Source organism: Lactococcus sp. KTH0-1S, assembly GCF_052544945.1.
In genome coordinates, this window is record NZ_CP195165.1 from 1,500,196 (window position 1) to 1,525,972 (window position 25,777).

The following is a 25,777-nucleotide window of genomic DNA, read 5'->3' on the forward strand; positions in this document are numbered from 1 at the left end:
TCTAAAACTAATCTCATTAACTTATTTTTCAATTTGGATATCAAAATAATCCATGACTAACTCACAAAACATCATATTAGCCCAGCTAAACCATTCTCTAGTGTAATTTTGTGGATTATTCACATCAAATCCTTCATGCATCAAATGCGTTCCAGCGTCTGTTTCGACCAAATGATTTAAGATTCGTTCTTTTTCGCTCTTATCATTTGTAGTCATTCCTTCCATTGCTAAAGCAATTGGCCAGACATAATTTTCTGGTGTATGACTAGAACCAATTCCTCGTGCATATTTTCCTTCATAGTAATAAGGATTTTCTTTACTCAATAAAGTTTGTCGTGTTTTCAAATAAACTTCATCTTCAGCCTGACAAAATCCCAAATATGGAGCTGCAATCAGATTGGGAACATTGCTATCATCCATTAAAGTTTTGTTCCCAAGTCCATCAACATCATAAGCCCAAACTTCTTCGCCTTGTTGATTTTTAGTTTTGGCAAATTTCTCAAGTCCCTCTTGAATTTCATCTCTAAGAATCTTTGCTTCATTTGCAATTTCTTCATTAGATAGAAGCTCAGTAAAAATTTCCTTGATATAATCCAAAATAACAACAGCAAACATATTTGACGGAACCAAATAACCATACTCACAAGCATCATCACTTGGTCTAAATCCTGACCAAGTCATTCCAGTGTAGGCTGTCTTGGCTCCTTTTCCATCTCTTATTAAAGTATCTTCATGTCGCTCAGTATCTCGAACAAAATGGTAGGGAGAATCCTCATGATTTTGTTCTGTTTTAAAGACATTCAAAGTGTTTTTGACTGCTTTGATAAATTCTTCATCAAAATGTTTGGTATAACCTGTGTTTTTATAGACTAAGTAAGCGAGTTGAATAGGATAACAAAGGGAGTCAATCTCATACTTTCTTTCCCAAATCCAGCCTTTGTGTTCATTAAAGTTGGTATGGTCTGTCTGATGCCCAGCAAAGTTTTCACTTTCGTTGAAAGCATTAGCATAAGGATCCAGATTAATATATATCATTTGTTTTTTTACTAAACCAACAATCAAATCACGAATTTCTTCATCTTCACGTGCGAGTACCAAATAAGGTCTCATTTGAGCTGTCGAATCACGTAACCACATTGCTGGAATATCACCTGTTAAAAGAAAGGTAGTCCTGTCATCATGCACTCTTAAAGTAGTTTCAAGTGTGTTTGAGAAAGAATGATTAAAATTTACAGCCCACTCTTTATGTTCTTCTCCACAAAGAATTGTTATGTCATTCATAAACTTTTTAACAGATTTTGGAATATTTGCTTTCACTGCATCTCCTTTTAAAATTAATTTGATATATCATTTAAGGTTATTTTAATATAAATTTTTATATTTTGCAAGCGCTTTTTTATTAAAATAAGATTAATTATGTTATCTTTTTTTATTTTTTCTGAATATTACAGAGATGAAAAGCTTATTTTTATCATTTTCACTTGTAAAAGACTTGTTTTTTTATAAAAAAAGAGTAAAATATGATATATCAAATAAAATACAAAGGGATACTTCTATGAGCTTACCACTCTACCAGCAGATTTCCGATGATTTAAAGCAAAAAATTATCACTAAAACATTTAAATCAGGAGACCAGCTTCCCACTGAAAAAGAACTCTCAGAGACTTATTCAGTTAGCCGCATTACCGCAAAAAGAGCTCTTACTGAATTAGAACAGCTTGGTCTTGTCAGTAGAACACGAGGAAAAGGAACTTTTGTTCAAGAATTAAATAAAAACCATACCAAACTATTAAAAAGAGTGCTCTTTATTATTCCTTTTGAAGGAATGTCATTTGGAGATTTCACACAAGGTTTAGTTCCTGCTTTAAAAGTTGAAAACACAACCGTATTTATCACTTATGCAAGTTACCTTAAAGAAAATACAGCAGATGATATTAAAGAAAATTTTGATGGATTAATTTACTATCCAATGTATACTGAAGATTATCTAGATATCTTATTAGAACTTTCACTACAAAACTTCCCTGTCGTTCTTTTAGATAAACAAATTTACGACCTCGGATTTCCTTGTGTTTCCTCAGATAACTTTAATGGTGGTGAGCAAGCTGCTCAAGCGCTCTTAAATTTAGGGCATAAACGAATTGCTTTTGTGGCTAGTAATGATACCCACCATCCCCAAACAACAAGAAATCGATACTTAGGATATGTCAAAGTTCTAAAAGAACAAGGAATCAAGTTTCACACTACTCTTGATGACTCACTTTATACCGAAAGTTCTGTTTTGGAACTTATTCATAATGAAAAAGTCACAGGACTTATCTGTGAAAATGACTTAGTCGCTCTTCAAACTATGAAGACTTTGCAAGATAACCATTTTTCTGTTCCAAATGATATATCAATTATTGGTTTTGATGATATTCAAGCAGCAAGCTTATCAAATCCGCCATTAACAACCATTGCTCAAGATTTCATTGGCATGGGAAGAATTGCTGGCGAACTGCTTTTAGACTGGATTAAAAGCGGGCAAACCCCCAAAGATGTCAAAGTTCCAATCAATTTAATTAAAAGAAAAACAACTGAGGAGTTGAAATGAAGATAAACAAAATTGATACCCGTCATGGTACTGCTAATCAATCCAATTTTTCACATGGAAATTGCCTTCCTTACACTGGTTTTCCTTGGGGAATGAATTATTTTGCCCCTTCAACCGGTGCTGCTCGTGGGGCTTGGTGGTTTCATCCAGAAGACCGCACCTTTGAAGGCTACCGAATCACTCACCAACCCAGTCCTTGGATGGGAGATTTCTCACATTTGACAATGACGCCTGTTGCGGGCCCTTTGCCTGAAACTTCCTTGTGGCACACAGTGAGTTCATACCGTCCAGAAGAATCAACTTTTAATCCAACCCAACTCAAAATTACTCAATTACGTTATCAGATTACATCTCAATTAATTCCATCAATGTATGGTGGAATTCTATCAATGAATTATCAAAATTTAGGCCTCAAAGATAATGGCTTGATGCTTCATCTCCCCGGTTCTTATGAACTTCAACAACTTGACGATTACAGCTTAGAGCTTTCAATTATTAATTTTGCTGGTTGTGAAGATGAAAATTTTACTTTCTATCTCAAATTTACTGCTGACCAACCTTTTGTTTTAAGTGGAAATTTATCTGATGAAGATTCTTCTGTTCGCTTAGATTTCAAAGCAGCCAAGCAGGTTCAAATACATTTTGCTACTTCTTTTATTTCCAAGGAACAAGCCGCTCTTAATCTGGAGCGTGAACAAGATAATTCAGCAGAAACATATTTGGAAAATGCGGAATCTGCTTGGAATACTCTTTTTTCACGTATCGAAATTGAGCATCATAATCAACAAGAAGTTTCCACTTTCTATCACAATCTTTATCGCTCATTTCTCTTTCCACAAACTTTTTATGAATTTGACCAAGAGCATCAAAAAATCCATTACGATACAGGCTCTAAAACTGTCAAGAAGGGCCCGCTCTATACAAACAATGGCTTCTGGGATACTTTCCGAACAGTTTATCCGCTTTATAGTCTAATAGCCGTTGACGAGTACGGTGATATGCTCGAAGGTTTCCTAAATTCTTATCGTGCGACTGGTTTTCTTCCAAAATGGCTTTCTCCTGATGAACGTGGTCTAATGCCCGGAACCTTGATAGACGCTGTCATTGCTGATGCTGCAAGCAAAAACATTCGTCCTGATTTGATGCCCGAGTTTTTGGAAGCAATGAAAAAAGGAGCCACAAGTCAATCTAAAAACTCTAATTACGGCCGTCGTGGCACAAAAGATTATCTAAAACTTGGTTATGTTCCGCTCACTCACCATGAATCAGTTAATCACACTTTAGATTACGCATTTTCTGATTATTGTATTTCTCAAGTGGCGAAACAAACCGGTGATAAAGAAATTTCGGACTTCTATGCCCATCAAGCAAAAAACTATCAAAATATTTTTGATTCTGAAACTGGTTTTATGCGAGCAAAAGATGCTGACGGAAATTTCAGACCTGACTTTTTAGATATTCGTTGGGGTCGTGATTATGCAGAAGGTTCTGCTTGGCAAACTTCTTGGTCAGTTCTTCATGATTTTGCTGGATTGATTAAACTACATGGCTCAAGAGAAAATTTTGAAAACAAACTCATCGAGCTTTGCAACCAACGACCAAATTTCAATGTTGAAGGATATGGTTTTGAAATTCACGAAATGAGTGAAATGGCTGCTATCGAATTTGGACAAGTGGCTATCTCAAATCAACCAAGTTTCCATTACCCATACCTTTTTAGCTACATTGGCAAACCTTGGATGGCTACGCCTTTAATCAAAAATTTACTGACAGAAACATTTAATGATAGTCCAAAGGGCTATCCTGGTGACGAAGATAATGGAACAATGGCAGCTTGGTATATTTTTTCAAGTTTAGGATTCTATCCAGTCACGGCTGCTTCTAATCAATATGTATTAGGAATTCCACTCTGGGACAAAGCTAGAATCAACCTTTCCTCTGGTCAGCAACTTACTATTCTTGCAGAACCAAATGCTCCGCAACAAGTTTTCGTCAACCAAATCACATTTACTGACAAAAAAGTCAATGATACTTTTATCAAGCACGAAGAATTGATAAAAGGCGGAACCCTAAAATTTGTTTTAGGAATCGTACCAAATCCACTTAAATATATGAACGAACAACTTCCTTATTCACTGACAGACAATTAATTACTGACAGACCAGACCTAATCATTCTGTCAGTAAAAAAAACACGCTTGATTGATTAAAATCAGCGTGTTTTTTTTATTTTATAAATTTAAGCCTATTTCTTTAAATCAGACCAAACCCATTCAGTAAACTCAGGAATATCAACTCCTTCATTTCTTGTCACTTCAAAGTGTTTAACTAGCGTACGTTCCATTCGGTCAATGAAAGCTTTCGCTAGACCTTGATTAACTTTTCGGTTGACATAAAGAACTTGCATGGCATCAATTGCTTGGTGGAAACGGTCAAGCTCAGAGTAAACCCGCATATCATAAGTCGTCGTAATGTCACCGTCTTCACGGTAACCATGAACAATCAAACCATCATGTCCTCTTTGATAGAAGATGGATTCGATTAAATCTTCATATCCATGGAATCCAAAAATTACTGGAGTGCCTGAAGAGCCAAAGTATTTTTCAAATTCTTCATCTGAGAGTTCACGTTCTTGATTTAGAGCGCCTTTTTTCTTTTGCAACCGCCCTAATTCAACCACATTCACATAACGGAATTTCGCCTGTGGGAAAACTTCGTTTACAAGATGTAAAGCTGCTAGTGTTTCAATTGTAGGCTCAGCTCCTGCTGAGGCAAAAACTAAATCTACTGCTTCTCCATTTTTAGCCGTTGAAGCCCAATCAATTGTTGCAATTCCGTCAGTCGCCAATTTTTCAGCTTCTTCTTTAGTAAACCATTGTTGGCGAGGTTGTTTAGAGGCTACAATATGATTAATTTTACTTCTATCTTGAAAAGCACGGTCAAATACGGCAAGCAATGTATTCCCATCAGCCGGCAGGTATTGTCTGATAAAATCAGATTTCTTTTCTGCCAAATGAGTCAACATTCCAGGATCTTGGTGAGTATAACCGTTATGGTCTTGTTGGAAAACAGTTGAAGTCGAAATCACATTAAGCGAAGGATAATCATGGCGCCATTTTTGGTCTGCTGCTTGACGAATCCATTTGAAATGTTGAGTTAACATTGAATCCACGACTCGCAAGAATGATTCATAACTTGCAAATACTCCTGTACGTCCAGTTAAAGTATAACCTTCAAGCCAACCTTCTGCTTGGTGTTCTGATAATTGAGAATCAATAATCCGACCCTCAGGTGAGATAAATTCATCATTTGGATTTTTTATGACTTGCATCCATTGACGATTCGTCACCTTAAACATTTCCCAAAAACGATTAGACATGGTTTCATCAGGACCAAACAAACGGAAACGCGTAGGATTAAGTTTGACTATTTCTGCAAAGTATTTTGACAAAACATTCATATCCATATTGTCATTTGTATCAGGGAGTAATTTTCCTCGATTATTTTCAGAAATTGGATTTGCAAATTCTTGCCAATCTGGTAAGATCAAATTAGAAGAATCAACTCCCCCATTTGTTACAGGGTTTGAAGCCATTCTCATCTCACCTTTTGGTGCAAAATCACGCAACTCTTCTTTCAAACTTCCATCGGCATTAAATAAAGTTTCCGGTTGATAGGAAGTCATCCATTTTACAAATTCTGGTAAAGTTCCCATATTTTTAGAAGATAATGGAAGTGGAACTTGGTGCGCACGGAAACTATGTTCAATCGGCATTCCTCTTCCGTCAAATTTAGGACCTGACCAATCATTATAACGTGGACCACCCCAACCTTTTGGTAAACGTGCGATAACAATTGGCCAAGCTGGAATCTCTCCATTTTGATAACGATTATCTTCACGCGCATCTTTCTGAATTTGATGAATGTCTTCAATCGCTTTATCAAAAACTTCAGCTGCTAATTTATGATAAGCCATGTAATCATGAATATCATCATTTTCAATATAACGAGGTGAGTAACCTAGTCCTTCAAAGAATTTACGAATATCAACATCTGAAGTTCGAGCGAACAAAGTAGGATTTGAAATTTTAAAACCATTTAAATCAAGAATTGGTAAAATCGCCCCATCATTCTTAGGATTAATGAATTTAATAGAGTGCCAACTTGTCATCAACGGTCCAGTTTCAGCTTCTCCATCCCCAACAACAGCAAAAGCAATTTGTTCAGGTTGATCAAGAATAGCCCCTGTTGCATGTGATAGCACATAACCTAACTCACCTCCTTCATGAAGTGAACCAGGGGTTTGCGCCGTCATATGTGACCCTATTCCTCCAGGAAATGAGAAACGTTTAAACAAACGCGACATCCCTTCCAAATCTTGGGTAATCTCTGGATAAGCTTCTGTATATGAGCCATCAAGATAAGAAGGAACAACCATGGCTTGTCCACCATGTCCGGGCCCCCCCATGTAAAACATCTTTTGATTATATTTATTGATTAAACGATTGGCATGAGCATAGAGGAAAGTTTGTCCTGATACCGTCCCCCAGTGCCCAATAGGATTGGCTTTAAGGTTTTCTGCTTTAATTGGAGTTCCTGTCACAGAGAACAAAGGATTTTCTTTCAAGAAAATCATTCCTGCTCCAAGATAAGTTGCTGCTCGCCACCATTTATCAAGCTTTTTCAAATAAGCTTCTGAATTATATTCTGTCATTTTTTCCTCCTGATTTTCCTTCATTATAGGTCAATTATGCTTAATATTCTAATAATTTGTTCATATATCCACTAGGAAACATTGCTATATATTTTTGTTTATTGAAATTAGCGAATACGAAAAGAGAGAGAATTCTCTCTCAAATTTTTCATCCAAGATTAATATAAGTTAGTCCAAACATTGCACACAAATCACCAATTTGTTCTGAATCAACCACAAAAGATAAAACAGTATGATGTCCCCCTCCTGCTTTTAACCATTGTTCAGCCCCAACTTTTAATCCTTGTTTAGGCGTCCAGAGCTGCTTAGCAACTGGTAAGAACGGAGTTTCTTCTTCTGGTTTATTTCCAGTAACCTCATAAGAAATTAACTTAAATTCATTTCCATAATCTGCCATAGTAATATCAACAGCTTCACCAATCATACCTGTGAATACTAAGCGTGCTGGATCTGACTTACCACCAATATCTAACGGATGGACCTCAACTCGTGGCTTGTCTGATGCTATTGAAGGATCAACTTCAAGCATGTGTGACCCAAGAATTGCTTCGTGTCCTTGACGCAAATCCAAAGTATAATCTTCCATAAAGACTGTTTCTTTATTATGTGCCATAATTTTGAACAGACGGACAAGTGCTGCTGTTTTCCAATCTCCTTCTCCAGCGAATCCATAACCATCAGCCAAAAGTAATTGTGCTGCAAGTCCAGGTAATTGTTCTAAGCCTACCAAGTCTTCAAAGTTAGTAGTAAAGGCACTATAGCCTTTATCGTCCATAAATTTCTTAATTCCTAAATATTCACGTAATTGATATTTAACATTTTTTTCGAATTTTTCCGAACTATTGTTTCCTTCAATATAATCATATTTACTTTGTAAATCTTTATAAAGCTGATTAATATCACTCTCTGCTACAGCATTAACATATTCTACTAAATCACCTACTCCCCAATAATCAACCGTCCAGCCAAATTTAATTTGCGCTTCAACTTTATCTCCGTCCGTAACAGCGACATCTCGCATTTTATCAGCAAATGTAACGATTTTTATTTTATAGGATTCATTGTAAGCCACCGCAACATTCATCCATTTAGCGATTTGTTGTCTAATTTCATCATCTTCCCAATGGCCAAATATAATCTTATTATTTTTTTTCAAACGTGCATTGATAAAAGCATATTCTCGGTCACCATGAGCTGATTGATTTACATTCATATAATCAAAATCAATCGTTTTGTAAGGAATATGGTTCAAAAATTGAGTAGCTAAGTGTAGTAAGGGTTTATTTAAAAGTTGTGACCCACGAATCCAGTTTTTGGCTGGAGAAAAGGTGTGCATCCATGTAATCACGCCCGCAACTTCATCCTGATAATTTGCTTCCTTCATAATTTGAGTAATATTTTCAGCAGTTGTTGCAACTATTTTAAAAATAATTGGATAAGGGAGGCTACCAGAATTATTCATTTCGTCAACTACTTTTCGAGCATTTTTTTCAACAGTCGCCAAAGCTTCTGGACCATATAAAAATTGAGACCCTGTAACAAACCAAAATTCTTTTTGAGTATTTTCTAACATTTTTCTACCAACTTTCTTCATATTATTTATTTTTTTGTCCATAATAAGCATCTTTACCATGTTTACGTAAGTAATGCTTATCTAAAATTCTTTGAGGTAAATCCGCTGCATAACTGTTAATTTGACGAGCAAAAATATTCATCTTACAAACATTTTCTAAAACTACTGCATTATATACAGCAGCTTCAACATTTCCCCCCCATGTAAAGGGACCATGCCCATGGAGTAAAACAGCTGGTATATCTAAGATATCAATCCCTCTTTCTTCAAAAGTTTCAATAATAAGTTTACCAGTTTCATACTCGTATCCTTTATCAATTTCCTCCTTTGTCAAGTAGCGAGTACAAGGAACCGGACCGTAGAAGGTATCCGCATGAGTTGTACCCATAGCCGAAACATCTACACCTGACTCTGCCCATGCAGTTGCCCAATTCGAATGTGTATGGACAATACCACCTAATTCCGGATATTTTTTGTAGAGTACGGCATGCGTTGGAGTATCTGACGATGGGTTTAATTCTCCTTCAATAACTTTCCCATCCAAATCAACCACTACCATGTCAGATGCTTTTAAGCTCCCATAATCTACCCCACTTGGCTTAATGACAAAATAGCCTGTTTCCTTATCAAAAGCACTCGCATTTCCCCAAGTAAATTCAACAAGATGATGTTCAGGAAGTTCAAGATTTGCTTTTAATACCTTTTCTTTTAAGTCTTCTAACATTTTTTTCCTTACTATTTAATTTATTTTTTCAGCAGCTTGACGCTCCAGATCAAGCCCTTCACGATAACGTTTAATGAACAAGTTATAACTTGTTTCGTCTGAAGGATTAGGATTTATTGTAATACTTTTAACAGCTGCAAAAACTTTTTCTTTTAAGAATTTATTTAAATTATCATTTTCACTAGAACTGAATGCTCCCAAGACAGCCATTCCCCAAGCACCACCTTCTCCTGCCGTTTCCATAACCGTGACAGGCTTTTGCAGTGCAGCAGCTAAAATCTGCTGCCCAACTTCTGGAGTTTTGAAAATTCCTCCATGTCCTACTAAACCGCTGATTTTGATTTTTTCCTGCTTTAGAAGATCCATACCAATGCGCATTGCGCCAAAAGCGCTATAAATATGCGTTTTCATAAAATTCGCTAAGTTAAAATTACCATCGGGTAATCGAACAAATAGAGGACGTCCTGCACTTACCTTTGTTATATTTTCACCAGAAAAATAACCATAACTTAATAGCCCTCCTAGATCATTATCCGCTTCCAAAGCTTTATTAAAAAGTATTGAAAATATTTTCTCACGATTAACAGTAATTCCTAAACTTGCCGTATATTCTTCAAAAAGCTTTATCCAGGCATTGATATCTGAAGTAGAGTTGTTGGCATGAACCATACCAACAACTTCTCCGTCGGGAGTGGTCACAATATCTATTTCAGGATAGACCTTTGAAAGAGACTTCTCAAGAACAATCATCGCAAATGCTGAAGTCCCAACAGAAACATTTCCCGTGCGAACTTCTATACTATTTGTCGCTACCATCCCGGTTCCTGCATCTCCTTCTGGCGGACAAAGAGGAATTCCAGCTTTAAGAGCTCCGGTAGGATCAATCAAAAACGCTCCTTGCTTTGTTAATGTACCTGCTTTTTCACCAGCTCGTAAAACTTTCGGAAAAATTTTTTCTAAACTCGTTGAAGTCTCTTTTTCAAAAAGATTAATAAATTTTTTATTATATGTTTTTGTTGCGCTGTCAATCGGGAACATTCCAGAAGCATCACCAATCCCCAAAACTTTTTCCCCCGTCAATTGCCAATGGACATAGCCAGCTAAGGTTGTTAAATATTCAACTTGATTGATATGCTTTTCTCGATTTAGTATCGCTTGATAGTAATGAGCAATAGTCCATCGTTCAGGAATATTAAAATCAAAAAGTTCTGTCAACATTCTTGAGGCTTCTGATGTCGTTGAATTTCTCCAAGTTCTAAAAGGAACTAGAAGTTTATCAGTTTTATCAAAGGCCATATAACCGTGCATCATTGCGCTAAATCCAATTGAAGCAACCTTTTCAAGTATTAGTCCATATTTTTTATAGACTTCCGTTGCCAGTTCTCTGTAGCTCCTTCGCAGCCCTTTCCATACTTCTTCTGTCGAATAAGTCCAGTAACCATCAATTAACTTGTTTTCCCATTCATAACTTCCAGATGCAATTGTCTGGAATTTGGAATCAATTAATACCGCCTTTATTCGCGTGGACCCAAACTCAATCCCCAAATTTGTGCGGACATCAACAATATCTAACATTTCTTCCGCTCTTAAAGAGACCATTTTTTCTCCTTTTTCTTAATTATTTGCTAATGAGTAGCGCTTACAGAACAAATATTACCACTTATGTACGGACATGTCAAGAAAAAAATAAATTATTTTTAAAAATCACTTGACTTGTCCGTACACAAGAGGTATAATGAAAACGCTTAGAACGTAACGCTTACATAATTACATAATTTTATAAGGAGATTTTCAATAGCATGAAAACTAATAAAAAAATTTCTGCTTCTTTTATCTACTTTTTTGGTGCATTTGGCGGAATACTATTCGGTTATGATATAGGAGTAATGACTGGAGCCCTCCCTTTTTTACAAACTAGTTGGGGCTTAACCAATAATGCAACAATTATAGGATGGATCACTTCATCAGTAATGTTTGGTGCTATCTTTGGTGGTGCAGCAGCTGGACTTTTGTCTGATCGTCTGGGTCGACGTAAAATGATACTGATTTCCTCACTAATCTTTATGCTAGGTTCGTTACTTTCTTCTATCTCGCCTCATGATGGTCAATATTATTTAATCATTGTCCGAATTTTATTGGGACTAGCAGTAGGAGCCGCTTCAGCTCTCGTTCCATCATATATGTCTGAAATGTCACCCGCTAATATTAGAGGACGGTTGTCAGGTATTAATCAAGTGATGATTGTTTCTGGTATGCTTTTATCTTATATCGCCGATTACTTTCTAAAAAATTTATCCACGGATATTGCTTGGCGTGTTATGCTTGGTGCTGCTGCAATTCCAGCATTAATTCTTTTCTTTGGGGTATTAGCTTTGCCAGAGTCCCCTCGATTCCTCATTAAATCTGGAAAAATAGATGAAGCTAAACAAGTTCTTAGCTTCATACGTAAACCTGACGAAATTGAAAACGAAATAAAATCAATCCAAGATACAGCTAAACAAGAATCAACTGCATTGTCTTCTACCAGTTGGGGAACCCTCTTCACAAGCCGCTATAGATATTTAGTAGTAGCTGGCCTAGGTGTAGCTGCCTTTCAACAATTTCAAGGGGCAAATGCAATTTTCTACTACATTCCACTTATTGTAGAAAAAGCAACGGGACACTCTGCTAGTGAAGCATTGATGTGGCCGATTATTCAAGGAATTATCCTCGTGATTGGTGCACTTTTCTTCTTAGTAATTGCTGATCGCTTTGATAGACGTACTCTCCTCCGATTGGGTGGAAGTATCATGGGGCTCTCCTTTATTCTTCCAGCCATCATCAATTTCATCATACCCAATTCGAGTCCTATGATGATTGTTTTCTTTTTGTGTATTTACGTCGCCCTTTATTCATGTACCTGGGCTCCATTAACTTGGGTGCTTGTAGGTGAGGTATTCCCTCTAGCTATTCGAGGACGTGCCTCTGGATTAGCCTCATCCTTTAACTGGATTGGTTCCTTCCTCGTTGGACTTCTATTTCCAATTATGACCGCATCAATGAGCCAAGAAGCTGTTTTTGCTATATTTGGTGTAATTTGTCTATTAGGAGTGCTCTTTGTCCAATTCTTCGTCCCTGAAACCCGTGGACGTACACTTGAAGAAATTGAAAAACATATAAAAAATTAAATTCCTACAACAAGGAGAGAATTATGAGCAATTATACAGCACCACTAATTATTCAAAGAGCGGATCCTTTTATTTATAAGCATACAGATGGTTATTATTATTTCACAGCCTCTGTTCCAGCTTATAATTTAATTGAACTTCGCCGTTCAAAAACTATTGAAGGACTAGCTTTTGCAATGCCTCGAACAATCTGGCGAAAACATGATTCAGGAACTGGGGCTCAAAGTGAGTTGATTTGGGCTCCAGAAATCCATTTCATCAGAGGTAAATGGTACGTTTACTATGCTGCTTCACATACAACCGAGTTTGATAAGAATGGAATGTTTCAGCATCGGATGTTTTGTATTGAATGTGAAAATAATAATCCTATGGAAAGCGAAGATAATTGGGTTGAAAAAGGACAAATTTTAACTCCAATGGATTCTTTTGCACTTGATGCAACTTCACTACAACTTAATGGAAAACTTTACTATATCTGGGCTCAAAAAGATCCAAACATCCGTGGAAATTCTAATATCTATATCGCCGAAATGAAAAATCCTTGGACTTTGAAAACTAAGCCTATTCTACTCAGTAAGCCTGAATATGATTGGGAAACCAAAATATTTTGGGTCAATGAAGGACCAGCTGTTTTACAGCGTAACGGAAAACTTTTCTTGACTTACTCGGCAAGCGCGACTGATGAGAACTATTGTATGGGAATGCTAACTGCTGACGAAAACTCCAATATATTGGACCCAAAAGCTTGGAAAAAATCAAGTCAACCAGTATTTGAATCTGATATTGAAAATGGATTATTCGGTCCAGGACATAATTCCTTTACACTTTCAGAAGACAATAAAACCGACTTAATGGTTTACCATATTAGAAACTACACTGATATCAAAGGTGATCCACTTTATGATCCAAATCGGCATACAGTTGTACAAGATTTTACTTATGACAAAAAGGGGGACCCAAGATTTGAGAAACCTCAGAAATTTACTATTCAATAGTCAAAAGGAGAATTATTAATAATGAAAAATAGTACAAAAAAAGGAATGTTTTGGTCATTCCCCGTCTCTCACTTTTCATACTTTTTTATTTGGGCCATTGTTGCTGGATATTTAACCCTATGGTTAGAACAAGTTGCACACCTCAATAGTGGTCAAGCTGGGATTGTCTTTTCTATGATGGCCGCCATGTCCCTTCTCTTCCAACCTTTCTTCGGTTTCTTTTCTGATAGACTAGTCATGAAGAAAAAACTAGTAATTATCATTCTGATTGCTGGTGCACTTATTGGCCCCTTTTTTCAATGGTTCTTTATTCCTGTCCTAAATGCAACTAATGGGTTCACTGTTGCAGTTTTTACGGGTTTATACCTCTCTTTTGTTTTGAACGGTGGTGTTGGTGTTATTGAGCAGTATATCCAGAGAGCATCTGTAACAAATAACTTTGAATATGGTCGTTCGCGCGTGGGGGGATCTATTGCTGGTATGGTAGCATCTTTTGTAGGTGGACGTATCTTTTTAATCAATCCTTATCTAATTTTCTGGGTATCATCTGCTTCTGCTATTCTTTGCTTAATAATGTTTGTTTTCTTTAATAAAATTAATTATGAAAATGTAAGTCAAGTCACAAATACTTCAGAAAAAATTTCATTATCGGATGTAAAGAAAATTTTTAAAATACGTAATTTTTGGATCTTAGGCTTCTTCTATATGGGAGCTTCGGCCATTTATGATGTGTTTGATCAACAGTTTGTCATCTTTTTTCAACAGTTTTTCTCCTCTGTATCTTCAGCGACCACCGTATACTCCAATACAGTTACCATTCAGATGTTTATAGAAATCATTTTAATGTTGATAATGCCTAAAGTCGTCAATAAAATAGGTCCTCGAAATGGTCTATTAATCTATGGATTTGTTACAGCCTTACGAATCATTGGAACAGCACTTTCGCCAAATTATGCGGTTGTTGTAGCTTTACGTTTATTAGCAGGTTTTGAGATGCCTTTAGTTTTAATTTCAATCATGAAATATATCGGCGTAGCTTTTGACAAAATGTATTATGCAACCGTTTATGCTTTAACAGCCAATTTTATGAAACAAGTTTCCGTATTTATTTTCTCAGCTCTAGCCGGAAATATGTATGATTCTCTCGGTTTCCAAACAACTTATCTTATAATGGGGAGCGTTGTCTTGATTATCTCAATTGTTGCTCTGCTTTTCTTAGAAAAGCCTAAATTTATTGATAATTTAAGTGATCACTCCTCCGAAAATTTAGCCAAAAATCCTAGCTAGATTAACCAAAGTCTCGTATAAAGCGAGGCTTTTATTAATCTACTTTTTTGTCCGTACCTATGATATAATATAGTATAATAGTAAATGTTTAAAGTAAGTTAAAATCTTTAAATATCACTAAAAATAAGTAAGAAAGGAGATCTTTCCATGAAACCAAAATACCAAGTAATCGCTGACTCACTTCGAGATAAAATTATTTCAACTGAATATGCCGTTGGTGGAGTCATTCCAACAGAGTTGCAATTGCAAGAAGCATATCATGCAAGTCGATATACCGTAAGACAAGCGGTATCGGTATTAGTAAGTGAAGGATATCTCCGAAAAGAAAAAGGTTCTGGAACCTATGTCAATGAACCCCCAACTTCAACTATTGAAACATCTCCTAAAAAAACAATTGGTGTCATAACAACTTATATCTCTGACTATATCTTCCCAACAATTATCCGAGGAATTGAAAAAGAACTGAAAGCTGATGGCTATTCTCTTCTTCTTTCGAGCACTAATAATGATTATCTTCAAGAGAAAGAGTGCTTGGATCGAATGATTGAATTTGGTGTAGATGGATTAATCGTTGAGCCAACAAAAAGTAATCAATATAATCCTAATCTGGCAACCTATGTCACTTTACGAGAACATAACATTCCAATTGTTATGATTAATGCAACTTATGAAGAACTAAGTACTCCATCGATCCATGTTGATGATGTTGAAACTGGCTATTTAGCAACAAAGGAACTTATTGATAATAATCACCAACGCCTCTTATTAATAACTAAAATTGACGACTTACAAGGTAAATACCGCATGAAAGGTTTTATAAAGGCATGCGAAGAAAAAGAAATTAAACTTTCTTCAAATTCCATTATTACTTATACTACTGAAAACGAAGTGTCAATCTATGACAAAATAATTTCCCACTTAAAAGAATTTACTGACATCAGTGGAATTGTTTGTTACAATGATAAGATTGCTAAAACGCTAATTGGAAAACTTTCTAGTCTTGGCTATAAAATTCCTGATGATTTTTCAATTGTTGGAAACGATGACTCTACTCTAAGTCAAATGGGAGAAGTTAGTTTAACAACAACTGTCCATCCTAAAGAAAAAATGGGAATAGACGCTGCAAAATGGATTGTTAATACCATAAAAAACGGGAAATTTGAGAAAGATATTCTTTACCCACCAAAATTAATTCGTAGAAATTCTGTAAAAAAACTAAAAACTGAAGATTGACACTAAGTTATATAAAAGAACTCCTCGCCTCTTATGCAAGGAGTTCTTTTAAATCTTTTATCCCTCTTCTTCTAAATGATGCACACGATGCAGTAATTCTGCTTCGATTTGTTCGAGTGTTTTACCTCTTGTTTCAATAACTTTTTTACTAGTAAACCAAATTGAGAGAAAACAACAAGCTGCATAAATCAGGAAAATTTTACCTGTTCCAAAGAATGATAATAATGGTAGGAATGTTAATGATACCACCCAGTTAGCAGCCCAGTTGACGGCAGCACCAAAAGAATTTCCTAAGCCACGAATTTTAAGTGGGAAAGATTCACCAATCATTACCCACATTACAGGTCCCCAAGTTGCTGAGAAGAAGGCAATGTATACCGTTAAAGCGATAACTGCTAAATATTTACCAAAGCCAATATGAGCATTTTCTGCTAAAATCATTCCTACTGACATCAATACAAGTGAAATTCCCATTCCCCAAGCACCAAAATTGAGCATCCACCGACGATTAACTTTATCCATTACTCTCATTGCAATATAAGTTACAATAACATTGAAAATACCAATCCCAATATGAGCAAGTAAAGCTGCGCTTGCTCCAAATCCTACCGCAACAAAAATTGATGGTGCAAAGTATAAGACCGTATTACACCCCATAACCTGTTGAAAAATTGCCAGACCAATTGCCATAATCAAAACTGGACGTGACATTTGACCAAATAATTCTTGTAAGCCACCTTGTTTTTCTTCCTTAGCCATCAATTGAATATCAGAAATTTCTGCTTCAATCGAGTTTGGATCGTCATTTATCATCCCTAATATTTCACGGGCACCTGCTTCATTATCATGACGAACAAGAAATCTTGGAGATTCTGGCAAAAAGAGTCCACCGATGAAAAGAAGGGCTGCTGGAACAGTGGCCAAACCAAGCATCCAATGCCAATTTCCTGAAACTCCCTTTAAAGCATAGTTTGAGATATAGGCTAATAAAATTCCAGTCATAATCATCAATTGAAACATAGTTGAAACTCCACCACGAATTTTAGCGGGTGAAAGTTCTGATAAATAAGTCGGCACCAAAGCTGAAGCTGACCCAACAGCCATCCCGAGAATAACCCGAGAGATGATTAGTAACTCAGCACTATTTGAAAGTCCTGAACCTAAAGCTCCAACAAAAAAGATGACCGCTGACAAAAGTAACAAACGTTTCCGACCAAAACGGTCACTCATTGGTCCAATCACGACCGCGCCAATTACAGCTCCCATTAAAACTGCCGCTGTAATCCATCCTTCCATCCAAGCCCAAGAACTCACCTGCCAGCTCTCTTTTTCAATAAAAAGTAGTGCTCCCGATATGACGCCTGTGTCATATCCAAATAATAAGCCACCTAAAGCACCAAAAAAATAGATGAAAGTGGGAGAAAGTTTTCTCATGATAGTAACTCCTTAATTTTTATTTGCAAGTCTTCTTGCCTTTTTTACTACCCACAAATGATACCGCTTTCTACAATTACTTTCTTGTAATCCTTGATATTTTAAAATGGAAATGTTGCTCATAATAAAGCTAAAAACTACTCTTATGTAAGAGTAGTTTTTATGAGTTTATTCATTTCTTATCAAGCGTGCCGGATTTCCAGCAATTATGCAGTGGCTAGGAAATGATTTGGTCACCACAGAGCCAGCACCAACGACAACATCATCTCCTAAAGAAACTCCAGGTAAAAGAATCACTGAACCGCCAAGCCAACAATCATTACCAATTACTATTGGCCCATCATATTGCCAGCCTTCACGTCTTAAAAACACATCCCTGGCATGATGATTAGGTGTAAATAATTGACAATTTGGTCCAATAAAACAGTTTTTCCCAATCTTAACCTTACCCGCACTAATAATCTGAAGTCCACTATTAATAAAAGTATTTTCTCCGACTTTAAAACGATTGGGATATTCCAAAGCAATTATTGGAAAATATATTTCTGAACTTTGAGGTAAATTTGGAAGAAAATCCTCCAAGAGTTTTCTTGCTTCATCAATATTTTCTTTTGCCTTATCATTAATTTCAGAAATTTTTTGACTAGAATTTTTGACTATTTTTTGTAGTTCTACTTCTTTGCTATATTGGTACCAATCACCATTATTTATTTTATCAAAAATAGATAGCTTTGCTAAACGTAATTTTTCTGCTTCATCTAACATTCTCATCGACTTTTTCCTTTACTAAAAATCCCTTACTACAAATAATGTAGGTAAGGGATTGTAGACTAATCAAATCTTGATTCACTTGCTTTCCAAGTATAAGAACCGTCTGGTAAGACCTTGTCTCCTAATTCTTTATAGTCAAAGTTATAAAATTCTGCAACTCTATCATATCCAGAATAATCAACGGCAGCAAGCCCAACAAATGCTCCAGTGAAGAATCCGCCATAAGTTTGTAAAACATAATCATCTGAAAGGACAGCCGCATCTAAGACTACAGGAATTTCTATGAATTTTTTGCCGTCAAAACTATATTCATAAGAATATGATTCTTTACGGACTTTAGTGCGGAACCAAACATATTCAGTCCCGTCAGGAATTTTAATGGCATTATCTTTTAAATAAGAAGTATAGTTTCCTCTGTTATTTTCAGCAACTTCAATGACAGCTCCATTGATTTCATTCCATGTGATAAAAGCGAAGGACCAATGACGGTCATTGTAATAGTTGGTTAATCCAGCCATTTGTTGGTAAGAAAATGGGTCAAATTTTACTTTGACTTCTGCATCAAAATAGAAAGCTTGCCAACGTCTAGCAATCAAAGATAAATCAAAATTATTTGCCAAAGAGCCCTGACCAATCAATGTTAACTTGCCATTTCTAACTGAACCCATTTTCTCAGTAAATGGGACACGCAATGTATTCCAGTTAATATCCAAAGTAGAACTTGCAAAATCGTCTTTTTGACTGTGGTCAGCAGGTGCATTAGTCTGAATTGCATCTTTTGGTCCTTCGACAAAAGTTGTCCCACCATGACCACCAACAATACGTGGCCAACCTTCTTCGTCCCATTCCACTTTTTGGATAGAAGTTTCACGACCTAAAGAGCTCCAACCACGAGGGTCTGTGCTTGATTCATTTTTATGATTCCATGGTCGAGCGCATAAGGAAGCATAATACCACTCACCTTTGGGTGTAGATACAAGACCTCCGTGTCCTTGTTTTTGAATATAATTATCAGGAGTATCGAAGTTTGTAATAAATGGATCACCGGGTTCAGTTTCAAAAGATAAAGTATCCAATGTTTTAGAGCGAGCCACGACTTCTTGGTGCGTAAAGACTGTTCCACCTTGAGCCGCAAAAAGATAATAATAATCATTAATTTGGTAGAGATGTGGACCTTCAACCAATTTGACATTTGTACCATTGTAAATCGTTTTAGATGTTTTAGGTTGTAACTTCATTGTTGTCACATCAAACTCAGTCAATGTGATTCCGTCAAATGGATGCTTGTATTCACGATGATCCCATGTTTGTTGAACTAAGTATTTTCGTCCGTCTTTATCATGGAAAAGTGAAGCGTCAAAGCCAAGACCATTGAGCTTGATTGGGTCTGTCCATGGTCCTTTGATATCTGTGGCTGTTGTTAAATAATTGGTCATATCTTTGAAAGCACCATTGACAACCTTAACATCTGTATAAACAAGCCAAAATTTACCATCCGCATAAGATAAATCAGGGGCCCAGATTCCACCTGAAGCTGAGTTTCCTCTCATATCCAACAAAGTGGTTGTTGACAATGGACTTGGAAGTAGGTTCCAATGTTCTAAATCTTTTGATTCATGTAAACGAACACCGGGGAACCATTCAAAAGTGGAGTTCGCGATGTAATAAGTATCTTCTACGCGAATAATGCTTGGGTCTGCATTAAAGCCGGGAAGAATTGGGTTTTGAATAAGTGACATGATTTTGTCTCCTTTTAATATAAATTATTCCGCTTCCTTAAGTTGAGCACGTTTTTCATCAAGCTGTTGATTAATCTCTGCTACATCCTTATCAGAAATTGGATAGAGTTGCATAATAATCATTGATACAAAAGCAAGAATGGCTGGAATCCAAATTGCTGTGAGATTTATACCAGCTAAGGCATTAGCATGTTGATGTGCTGCTGTTTCATTGAAACCATAAGCTGCCAAGAACCAAAGTGGAATCGCTCCACCCAATGTAAAACCAATTTTGAAGAAAAGTCCCATGATTGCGTTAATAATCGCAGCATTTCTTTTACCCGATTTGAGTTCTCCATAAGCGACAACTTCAGGGACTAATGCCCACATGAATCCTGTTGCTGATGTTAAGCCCCATTGTTTAATAAAGGTAGCAACATAAGCTAACCAGAGGGCATCATGCATTCCATTAAGTGACCAAATATATGTTAAAATTTCTCCAACAATGAACATTCCGATAAAAAGATGGAAGAAACCTTTTTTACCAAAAATTTTCTTTAAACGAGGCCAAAAGATTGGGAAAACAATTCCTGGAATTGAAGCAATGAGGCCAATGGCTCCCATCCATTCTGAATGTCCAACAACAAATTGATTAAAGAAACCATTTACAGTATTCATGAAAAACATGAAGGTGAAAGCTAACATGAAGAAAATCCCTAGAATTACAAGTGGACGATTGTTCTTTAATTCAAGGAAGAGGTCAGTTGTTTTAACTTCTGCCGATTGTTCTGCTGTTGCAACCACACGTTCTTTGGTCAATTTATAACATAGGAATAAAGCTATTGCACCAATAATCATATAAACTGAGTAAACTCCAAACCAAGCATGTCCCGCTGAGGGATCAGTATAATTCCCCATATGAAGTTTAAGGCCAAATAATCCAGTATCTTTAAGACTTCTTCCTTTCGGTGCTGCCATTTGAACAAACATTGGAAAGAGGGTATAGACTAAGAGATTTGCTCCATTTGCCAACATCATCCGTGTACTTGTCAGCTTATCAACGGATTCCGGATTACGAGTTAATGATGCATTAAGTGAACCATAAGGAATATTAACAACTGAATATACTAAGTCTAAGGCAAAATAAACGATAAAAGCAAAGGGGACAGACCCTTTAACACCTGGTAGAGGTGCAAAAAGTAAGGCAGCTAAAATCACTAGAGGAATACCTGCTCTTAAAAGCCAAGGTCGATATTTTCCTGCTTTTGATGTTCTTTTATCAATAAAAGTCCCAACCATTGGGTCCCAAAATACATTAATAATTCGAACGAACAGAAAAATAAAACCGGCTGTTGCAGTACCAATCGCATTGACCGTTGTCATATAGAGTGCTAAAAAGCCACCAACAGTCCCAAATACAAGGTTTTGTGCAAAATCCCCCATTCCATAACCAATACGTTCTCCAAGCGTTAATTCATGATATTCATCATGTTGAACTTGTTTGATTTCATTACTCATTTTTGAGTACATCCCTCCTATTATTTTATTAAAATTATTTTTACTGATGAGTTTGTCAGTAAATTTTTAATCTCTTGTAAATAGATATTCTGTTATAAAAGTCTTTTTTTGACCTGCTTTAAGCTCAATCTTTCCCCATTCAGGATGATGAACAAGGTCAGGTATTTCTTGAAATTCAATAGCAATTCCGCGATTTTTGGACATTGGTCTGCCATTAATCATTGACTCTGTTTCTGGATTTGTGGCTGTGTAAATCACGACCGCTTGTCTATCAGTTTGAGCTACTAGTTTCCGACCAGATAAAGGGTCATAAAGCATCAAACTTTTATCTCCTTTAGTATTAAAAACAAAGCAATCATCTAGTCCTTCGGAATTATCTTTTAAAAGTTTTTTGATTGAAACGCTTTCTTTAATTGAATAAGAACTGTCGTCAACAGTTAGAAGACGACCAGTTGGTATATTCTCTTGATTGGTTTCAACTAGAAAGTCAACATTTGCTTGAATGAAATGCTCATGAGTTGTTGATAATTCTGCTGACAGATTAAAATAAGGATGCCAAGCCGGATTAAAGACAGTATCAGTTGCTGACAGACCTGATATTGTCACTTCTAACTTATTGTCAGTTAATTTATAAGTGACTTCTGCTTGGATTTGACCTGGAAAACCAGACTCCTCATCTCTTAAACTTAGTTTAATGCCAAGAGACGATGCTGTTTCAAAAGTTTCATAAGACCAAAATTGTCTTTCCCACCCATGGCTTCCAGAATGTAAATTATTTTTTCCTTCATTTGCCTCTAAACTGACAGAATCATAAGTAGCACCTGAAATACGCCCGGCAACTGGACCGCAAATTACACCATAATATCCTCCATCATTTGCATAGGTTTCGGAATTGTTTTTGGATAAAAGAATATTTTCAAATGTTCCATTTTTGTCAGGAGTGAGGAGTTGATGGACTCTTGCTCCATAATCATGGACAACGATGGTGAGTCGTTCATTTGATAATGTAATCTGACTAATTGATTTGTCAGCTCTAAAAGTCAAAGATTCTTTGGAAATGGTAAATGTCATAATTAACCTTCGTCATTGAATTCTACTAATTGATGAGAAATTTCAGAGGTATTTTTATAAACTTGTTTCCAAATTTGATAAATTTGCTCATAACGTGCTACATTTTTCGGATTTGGTGTGAAACTGGCTTCCTTGTAATGAACAAAAGCTTCAGTGACCGCTTCTAAGCTATCAAAAAGTCCACAACCAAAAGCAGCAATCATACAAGCACCAAGTCCCGGTCCCTGCTCAACCGTTAAGCGAATCATTTCAGAATTAAAAATATCTGCTTGCATTTGCATAATGTCGGGATTTTGCGCACCCCCACCTACGGAAATCAAACGTTTAAACTTCTTATTTTTCGTTTTTTCCATGATATCTTTAGAATCGTGCAATGAAAAAGTAATTCCTTCAAGCACCGCTCTTGAAAAATGTTTTTGTTCATGATGAGCAGAAATTCCTATAAAACTTCCACGAATTTTTGAATCAAAATGTGGTGTTCTTTCACCTACAATATATGGCGTAAAGAGCAATCCTTCTGAACCAGGAGAAACTGTGTAAACTTCTGACAAAAGTTCATTGAAACTCAAGCCTTTTCCAAAAGTTTCCTTATACCAGTTTAAAGAATTTCCGGCAGCCAAGGTTACTCCCATTGAGTAATAAGCACCCGGAACCGTGTGATTAAAGAAATGAAGTTTTCCTTTATAATCTGCAATTTTAGGTTCATAAGCGGAAACGACTCCGGAGGTTCCCATTGAAATCAAGCCCACTTCTTCATTGATTAAACCAACACCCAGAGCGGCGGCAGCATTATCGGCTCCACCAGCAAATACTTTTACTTCATTTGTCAGTTTATAGCGTTCAGCTATTTCTGCTTTGACAAATCCTGTTCGGTCAGTGGATTCAATCAATTCAGGTAGAATTCCCCTATCAATATTGAATGCGTCAGTAATTTCCTCTGACCATTGTTTTTTCTCAATATCTAAAAGTAAAGTTCCTGCTGCGTCAGAAAATTCGGTATAAATATTTCCTGTCAGCCAAAGGCTCAAGTAATCTTTTGGCAACATTATTTTTTTAACTCTTGACCAAACCTCTGGTTCATTTTCTTGGAGCCAAAGAATTTTTGGTAAGGTAAATCCTTCAAGAGCGATATTTTTTGTAATCTCTAAAAGTCGCTGACCAAGTTTGTCAGTAATTTCTTGACATTGTTTGCTTGTTCTCACATCATTCCAAAGAATTGCTGGATAAACTGGTTTATTATTGTCATCTAAAACGACTAATGAATGCATTTGCCCCGAAAAACTAATGCCTGCAAGTTGCTGACCAAAGTCTGAAATTTCTACTGACAAACCGGTCAGTACTGATTCAAGTGCCACAATCCAATATTCTGGACGTTGTTCAGAATAGCCTTGTTTGGGCGTATCAATTTGGTATTCAGCAGATTTTGTTGTAATTAAATTACCAACTTCATCCATCAAAATCCCTTTAAGACTTGATGTTCCTAAGTCAATTCCTAACACGTAAGTCATTATTATTCCTCATAATAAAAGAGAAGGACGAGGAGGAATTCCTCGCCCTCTTTTAAGTTCTAAATTTTAAACAAGATAATCATTCAATACTGATTTGATGTATTCCAAGTGATTAGAATCAAGTTCAATATCGTCACCTTGTTCAAGTGCAAATGCGGCAAGACTTTCAAAAGTTGCTGTTCCATTTTCAATAGATTGTCCAACTTCTGTATTTTTGTATGAACTATAACGTTCGTCAACAATATCAGACAAGAATTTATCTTCAATGATTGCTGCTGCACCTTTCAAAGCACGCGCATAAGTATCCATCCCTGCAATATGAGCAAGAATTAAATCTTCTGCTTTGAAACTTGTACGACGTACTTTCGCATCAAAGTTAATTCCACCTTTGCCAAGTCCACCATTCAAAAGAATTTGGTGCATCGCAAGTGTGATATCAATAACAAGTGTTGGGAATTCATCTGTATCCCAACCAAGCAAGTAATTTCCTTGATTGGCATCAATAGAGCCCAAAGCATTGAAAGTACGTGCAGTATTTAATTCGTGTTCAAAAGTGTGCCCAGCCAACCAAGCATGATTTGTTTCAAGATTGAGTTTGAAGTATTTGTCCAAGTCATATTTTTGCAAGAAAGCAAGAGCTGTTGCTGAGTCAAAATCATATTGGTGAGTCATTGGTTCTTTTGGTTTTGGTTCAATCAAGAAAATAGGTAAGTGGTTGATTGATTTTGCATAATCAATTGCCAAATGGAAGAATTTTGCCATATGATCCATTTCAAGACCCATATCTGTATTCAAAAGTGATTCATAACCTTCACGACCACCCCAGAAGACGTAATTTTCACCACCAAGTTTTTTAGAAAGTTCAAGTCCTTTCTTGACCTGAGCAGCACCATAAGCAAAGACTTCAGCACGGTTAGAAGTTGAAACACCATTCATATAGCGGGGATTTGAAAACATGTTTGCTGTATTCCAAAGTAATTTAATCCCTGTTGCTTTTTGTTTTTCAAGAAGGTGGTCAGTAATTTCGTCCAAATTAGCATAAAATTCTTTCAAAGAATTTCCAGTAGGTGCAATATCAATATCGTGGAAACAATAATATTTAACACCTAATTTTTCAGCAATTTCAAAGAAAGCATCTACTCGACGGTGAGCACGGTCAAGTTCAGAACCACCTTCCAAATCCCAAGGACGTTCCATTGTTGCTCCCCCAAAGGGATCTGACCCATCCATTGTAATTGTATGCCAAAACGCAAGGGCAAAATGAAGTTGTTCTTCCATTGTTTTACCAGCAACTACTTCTTCTGGATTATAATGACGAAAGGCAAACATATTTTTAGTTTTTGTACCTTCGTATTTGATAGGTGCGATGTCGTTAAAGTAAGCCATTTTTATAGCTCCTCCTCTTTATGATATTAATATTATTTCCAAACTCGTAATTACTACTATACATTTTTTGTAATATATGTCATAAT

Annotated in this window: 18 protein-coding genes; 6 read left to right on the forward strand and 12 right to left on the reverse strand. The window is 36.3% G+C overall.

What is annotated here, in order from left to right:
• Positions 1–21: 21 nt before the first annotated feature.
• Positions 22–1,281: a glycoside hydrolase family 125 protein gene (locus ACRYLU_RS07275; RefSeq protein WP_052053872.1), complete on the reverse strand. Its 1,260-nt coding sequence runs from the start codon at positions 1,279–1,281 to the stop codon at positions 22–24.
• Positions 1,282–1,555: 274 nt separating this feature from the next.
• On the opposite strand from ACRYLU_RS07275, the gene ACRYLU_RS07280 reads away from it, so the two are divergent.
• Complete coding sequence (locus ACRYLU_RS07280; RefSeq protein ID WP_038600190.1) at positions 1,556–2,593, forward strand: GntR family transcriptional regulator; 1,038 nt, start codon at positions 1,556–1,558, stop codon at positions 2,591–2,593.
• The gene (locus ACRYLU_RS07285) at positions 2,590–4,743 is read left to right on the forward strand and encodes a GH92 family glycosyl hydrolase (RefSeq protein ID WP_445080818.1); all 2,154 of its coding nucleotides are present in this window, start codon (positions 2,590–2,592) and stop codon (positions 4,741–4,743) included. The genes ACRYLU_RS07280 and ACRYLU_RS07285 overlap by 4 nt, the downstream gene beginning before the upstream one ends.
• A 94-nt stretch (positions 4,744–4,837) precedes the next feature.
• On the opposite strand, the gene ACRYLU_RS07290 is transcribed toward ACRYLU_RS07285, so the two are convergent.
• From ACRYLU_RS07290 to ACRYLU_RS07305, 4 genes are all read right to left on the reverse strand, one after another.
• Positions 4,838–7,306 carry a phosphoketolase family protein gene (locus ACRYLU_RS07290; protein WP_260311045.1) on the reverse strand — a complete coding sequence of 823 codons (2,469 nt, stop codon included), beginning with the start codon at positions 7,304–7,306 and terminating at the stop codon, positions 4,838–4,840.
• Between the two features lie 148 nt (positions 7,307–7,454).
• The gene (gene araA / locus ACRYLU_RS07295) at positions 7,455–8,879 is read right to left on the reverse strand and encodes an L-arabinose isomerase (RefSeq protein WP_104142517.1); all 1,425 of its coding nucleotides are present in this window, start codon (positions 8,877–8,879) and stop codon (positions 7,455–7,457) included.
• A 22-nt stretch (positions 8,880–8,901) separates the two neighbouring features.
• The gene (locus ACRYLU_RS07300) at positions 8,902–9,603 is read right to left on the reverse strand and encodes an L-ribulose-5-phosphate 4-epimerase (RefSeq protein ID WP_269889218.1); all 702 of its coding nucleotides are present in this window, start codon (positions 9,601–9,603) and stop codon (positions 8,902–8,904) included.
• A gap of 15 nt (positions 9,604–9,618) precedes the next feature.
• Positions 9,619–11,202, reverse strand: a complete 1,584-nt coding sequence (locus tag ACRYLU_RS07305) for a xylulokinase (protein WP_104141655.1) — start codon at positions 11,200–11,202, stop codon at positions 9,619–9,621.
• A 200-nt stretch (positions 11,203–11,402) separates the two neighbouring features.
• On the opposite strand from ACRYLU_RS07305, the gene ACRYLU_RS07310 reads away from it, so the two are divergent.
• From ACRYLU_RS07310 to ACRYLU_RS07325, 4 genes are all read left to right on the forward strand, one after another.
• Entirely contained in the window at positions 11,403–12,770 is a 1,368-nt protein-coding gene (locus ACRYLU_RS07310; RefSeq protein WP_038600175.1) for a sugar porter family MFS transporter, read from the forward strand.
• A gap of 23 nt (positions 12,771–12,793) precedes the next feature.
• Complete coding sequence (locus ACRYLU_RS07315) at positions 12,794–13,765, forward strand: glycoside hydrolase family 43 protein (protein ID WP_256293894.1); 972 nt, start codon at positions 12,794–12,796, stop codon at positions 13,763–13,765.
• Between the two features lie 21 nt (positions 13,766–13,786).
• Positions 13,787–15,052 carry an oligosaccharide MFS transporter gene (locus ACRYLU_RS07320; protein ID WP_038600169.1) on the forward strand — a complete coding sequence of 422 codons (1,266 nt, stop codon included), beginning with the start codon at positions 13,787–13,789 and terminating at the stop codon, positions 15,050–15,052.
• Between the two features lie 147 nt (positions 15,053–15,199).
• Complete coding sequence (locus ACRYLU_RS07325; protein ID WP_038600166.1) at positions 15,200–16,285, forward strand: GntR family transcriptional regulator; 1,086 nt, start codon at positions 15,200–15,202, stop codon at positions 16,283–16,285.
• A 57-nt stretch (positions 16,286–16,342) separates the two neighbouring features.
• On the opposite strand, the gene ACRYLU_RS07330 is transcribed toward ACRYLU_RS07325, so the two are convergent.
• From ACRYLU_RS07330 to xylA, 7 genes are all read right to left on the reverse strand, one after another.
• Complete coding sequence (locus ACRYLU_RS07330) at positions 16,343–17,719, reverse strand: sugar porter family MFS transporter (RefSeq protein ID WP_012898121.1); 1,377 nt, start codon at positions 17,717–17,719, stop codon at positions 16,343–16,345.
• Positions 17,720–17,887: 168 nt separating this feature from the next.
• On the reverse strand, positions 17,888–18,490 hold the full coding sequence (locus tag ACRYLU_RS07335; RefSeq protein WP_058205489.1) for a sugar O-acetyltransferase: 603 nt from the start codon (positions 18,488–18,490) through the stop codon (positions 17,888–17,890).
• 59 nt (positions 18,491–18,549) lie between these two features.
• Complete coding sequence (locus tag ACRYLU_RS07340) at positions 18,550–20,229, reverse strand: glycoside hydrolase family 43 protein (RefSeq protein WP_098393539.1); 1,680 nt, start codon at positions 20,227–20,229, stop codon at positions 18,550–18,552.
• Between the two features lie 24 nt (positions 20,230–20,253).
• Positions 20,254–21,738, reverse strand: a complete 1,485-nt coding sequence (locus ACRYLU_RS07345) for an MFS transporter (protein ID WP_080739844.1) — start codon at positions 21,736–21,738, stop codon at positions 20,254–20,256.
• Positions 21,739–21,792: 54 nt separating this feature from the next.
• The gene (locus tag ACRYLU_RS07350) at positions 21,793–22,797 is read right to left on the reverse strand and encodes an aldose epimerase family protein (protein WP_445080819.1); all 1,005 of its coding nucleotides are present in this window, start codon (positions 22,795–22,797) and stop codon (positions 21,793–21,795) included.
• A 2-nt stretch (positions 22,798–22,799) separates the two neighbouring features.
• Positions 22,800–24,305, reverse strand: coding sequence for a xylulokinase (gene xylB / locus ACRYLU_RS07355; RefSeq protein ID WP_445080820.1), 1,506 nt, complete (start codon positions 24,303–24,305; stop codon positions 22,800–22,802).
• 66 nt (positions 24,306–24,371) lie between these two features.
• Complete coding sequence (gene xylA / locus ACRYLU_RS07360) at positions 24,372–25,691, reverse strand: xylose isomerase (protein WP_058205495.1); 1,320 nt, start codon at positions 25,689–25,691, stop codon at positions 24,372–24,374.
• Positions 25,692–25,777: the final 86 nt, after the last annotated feature.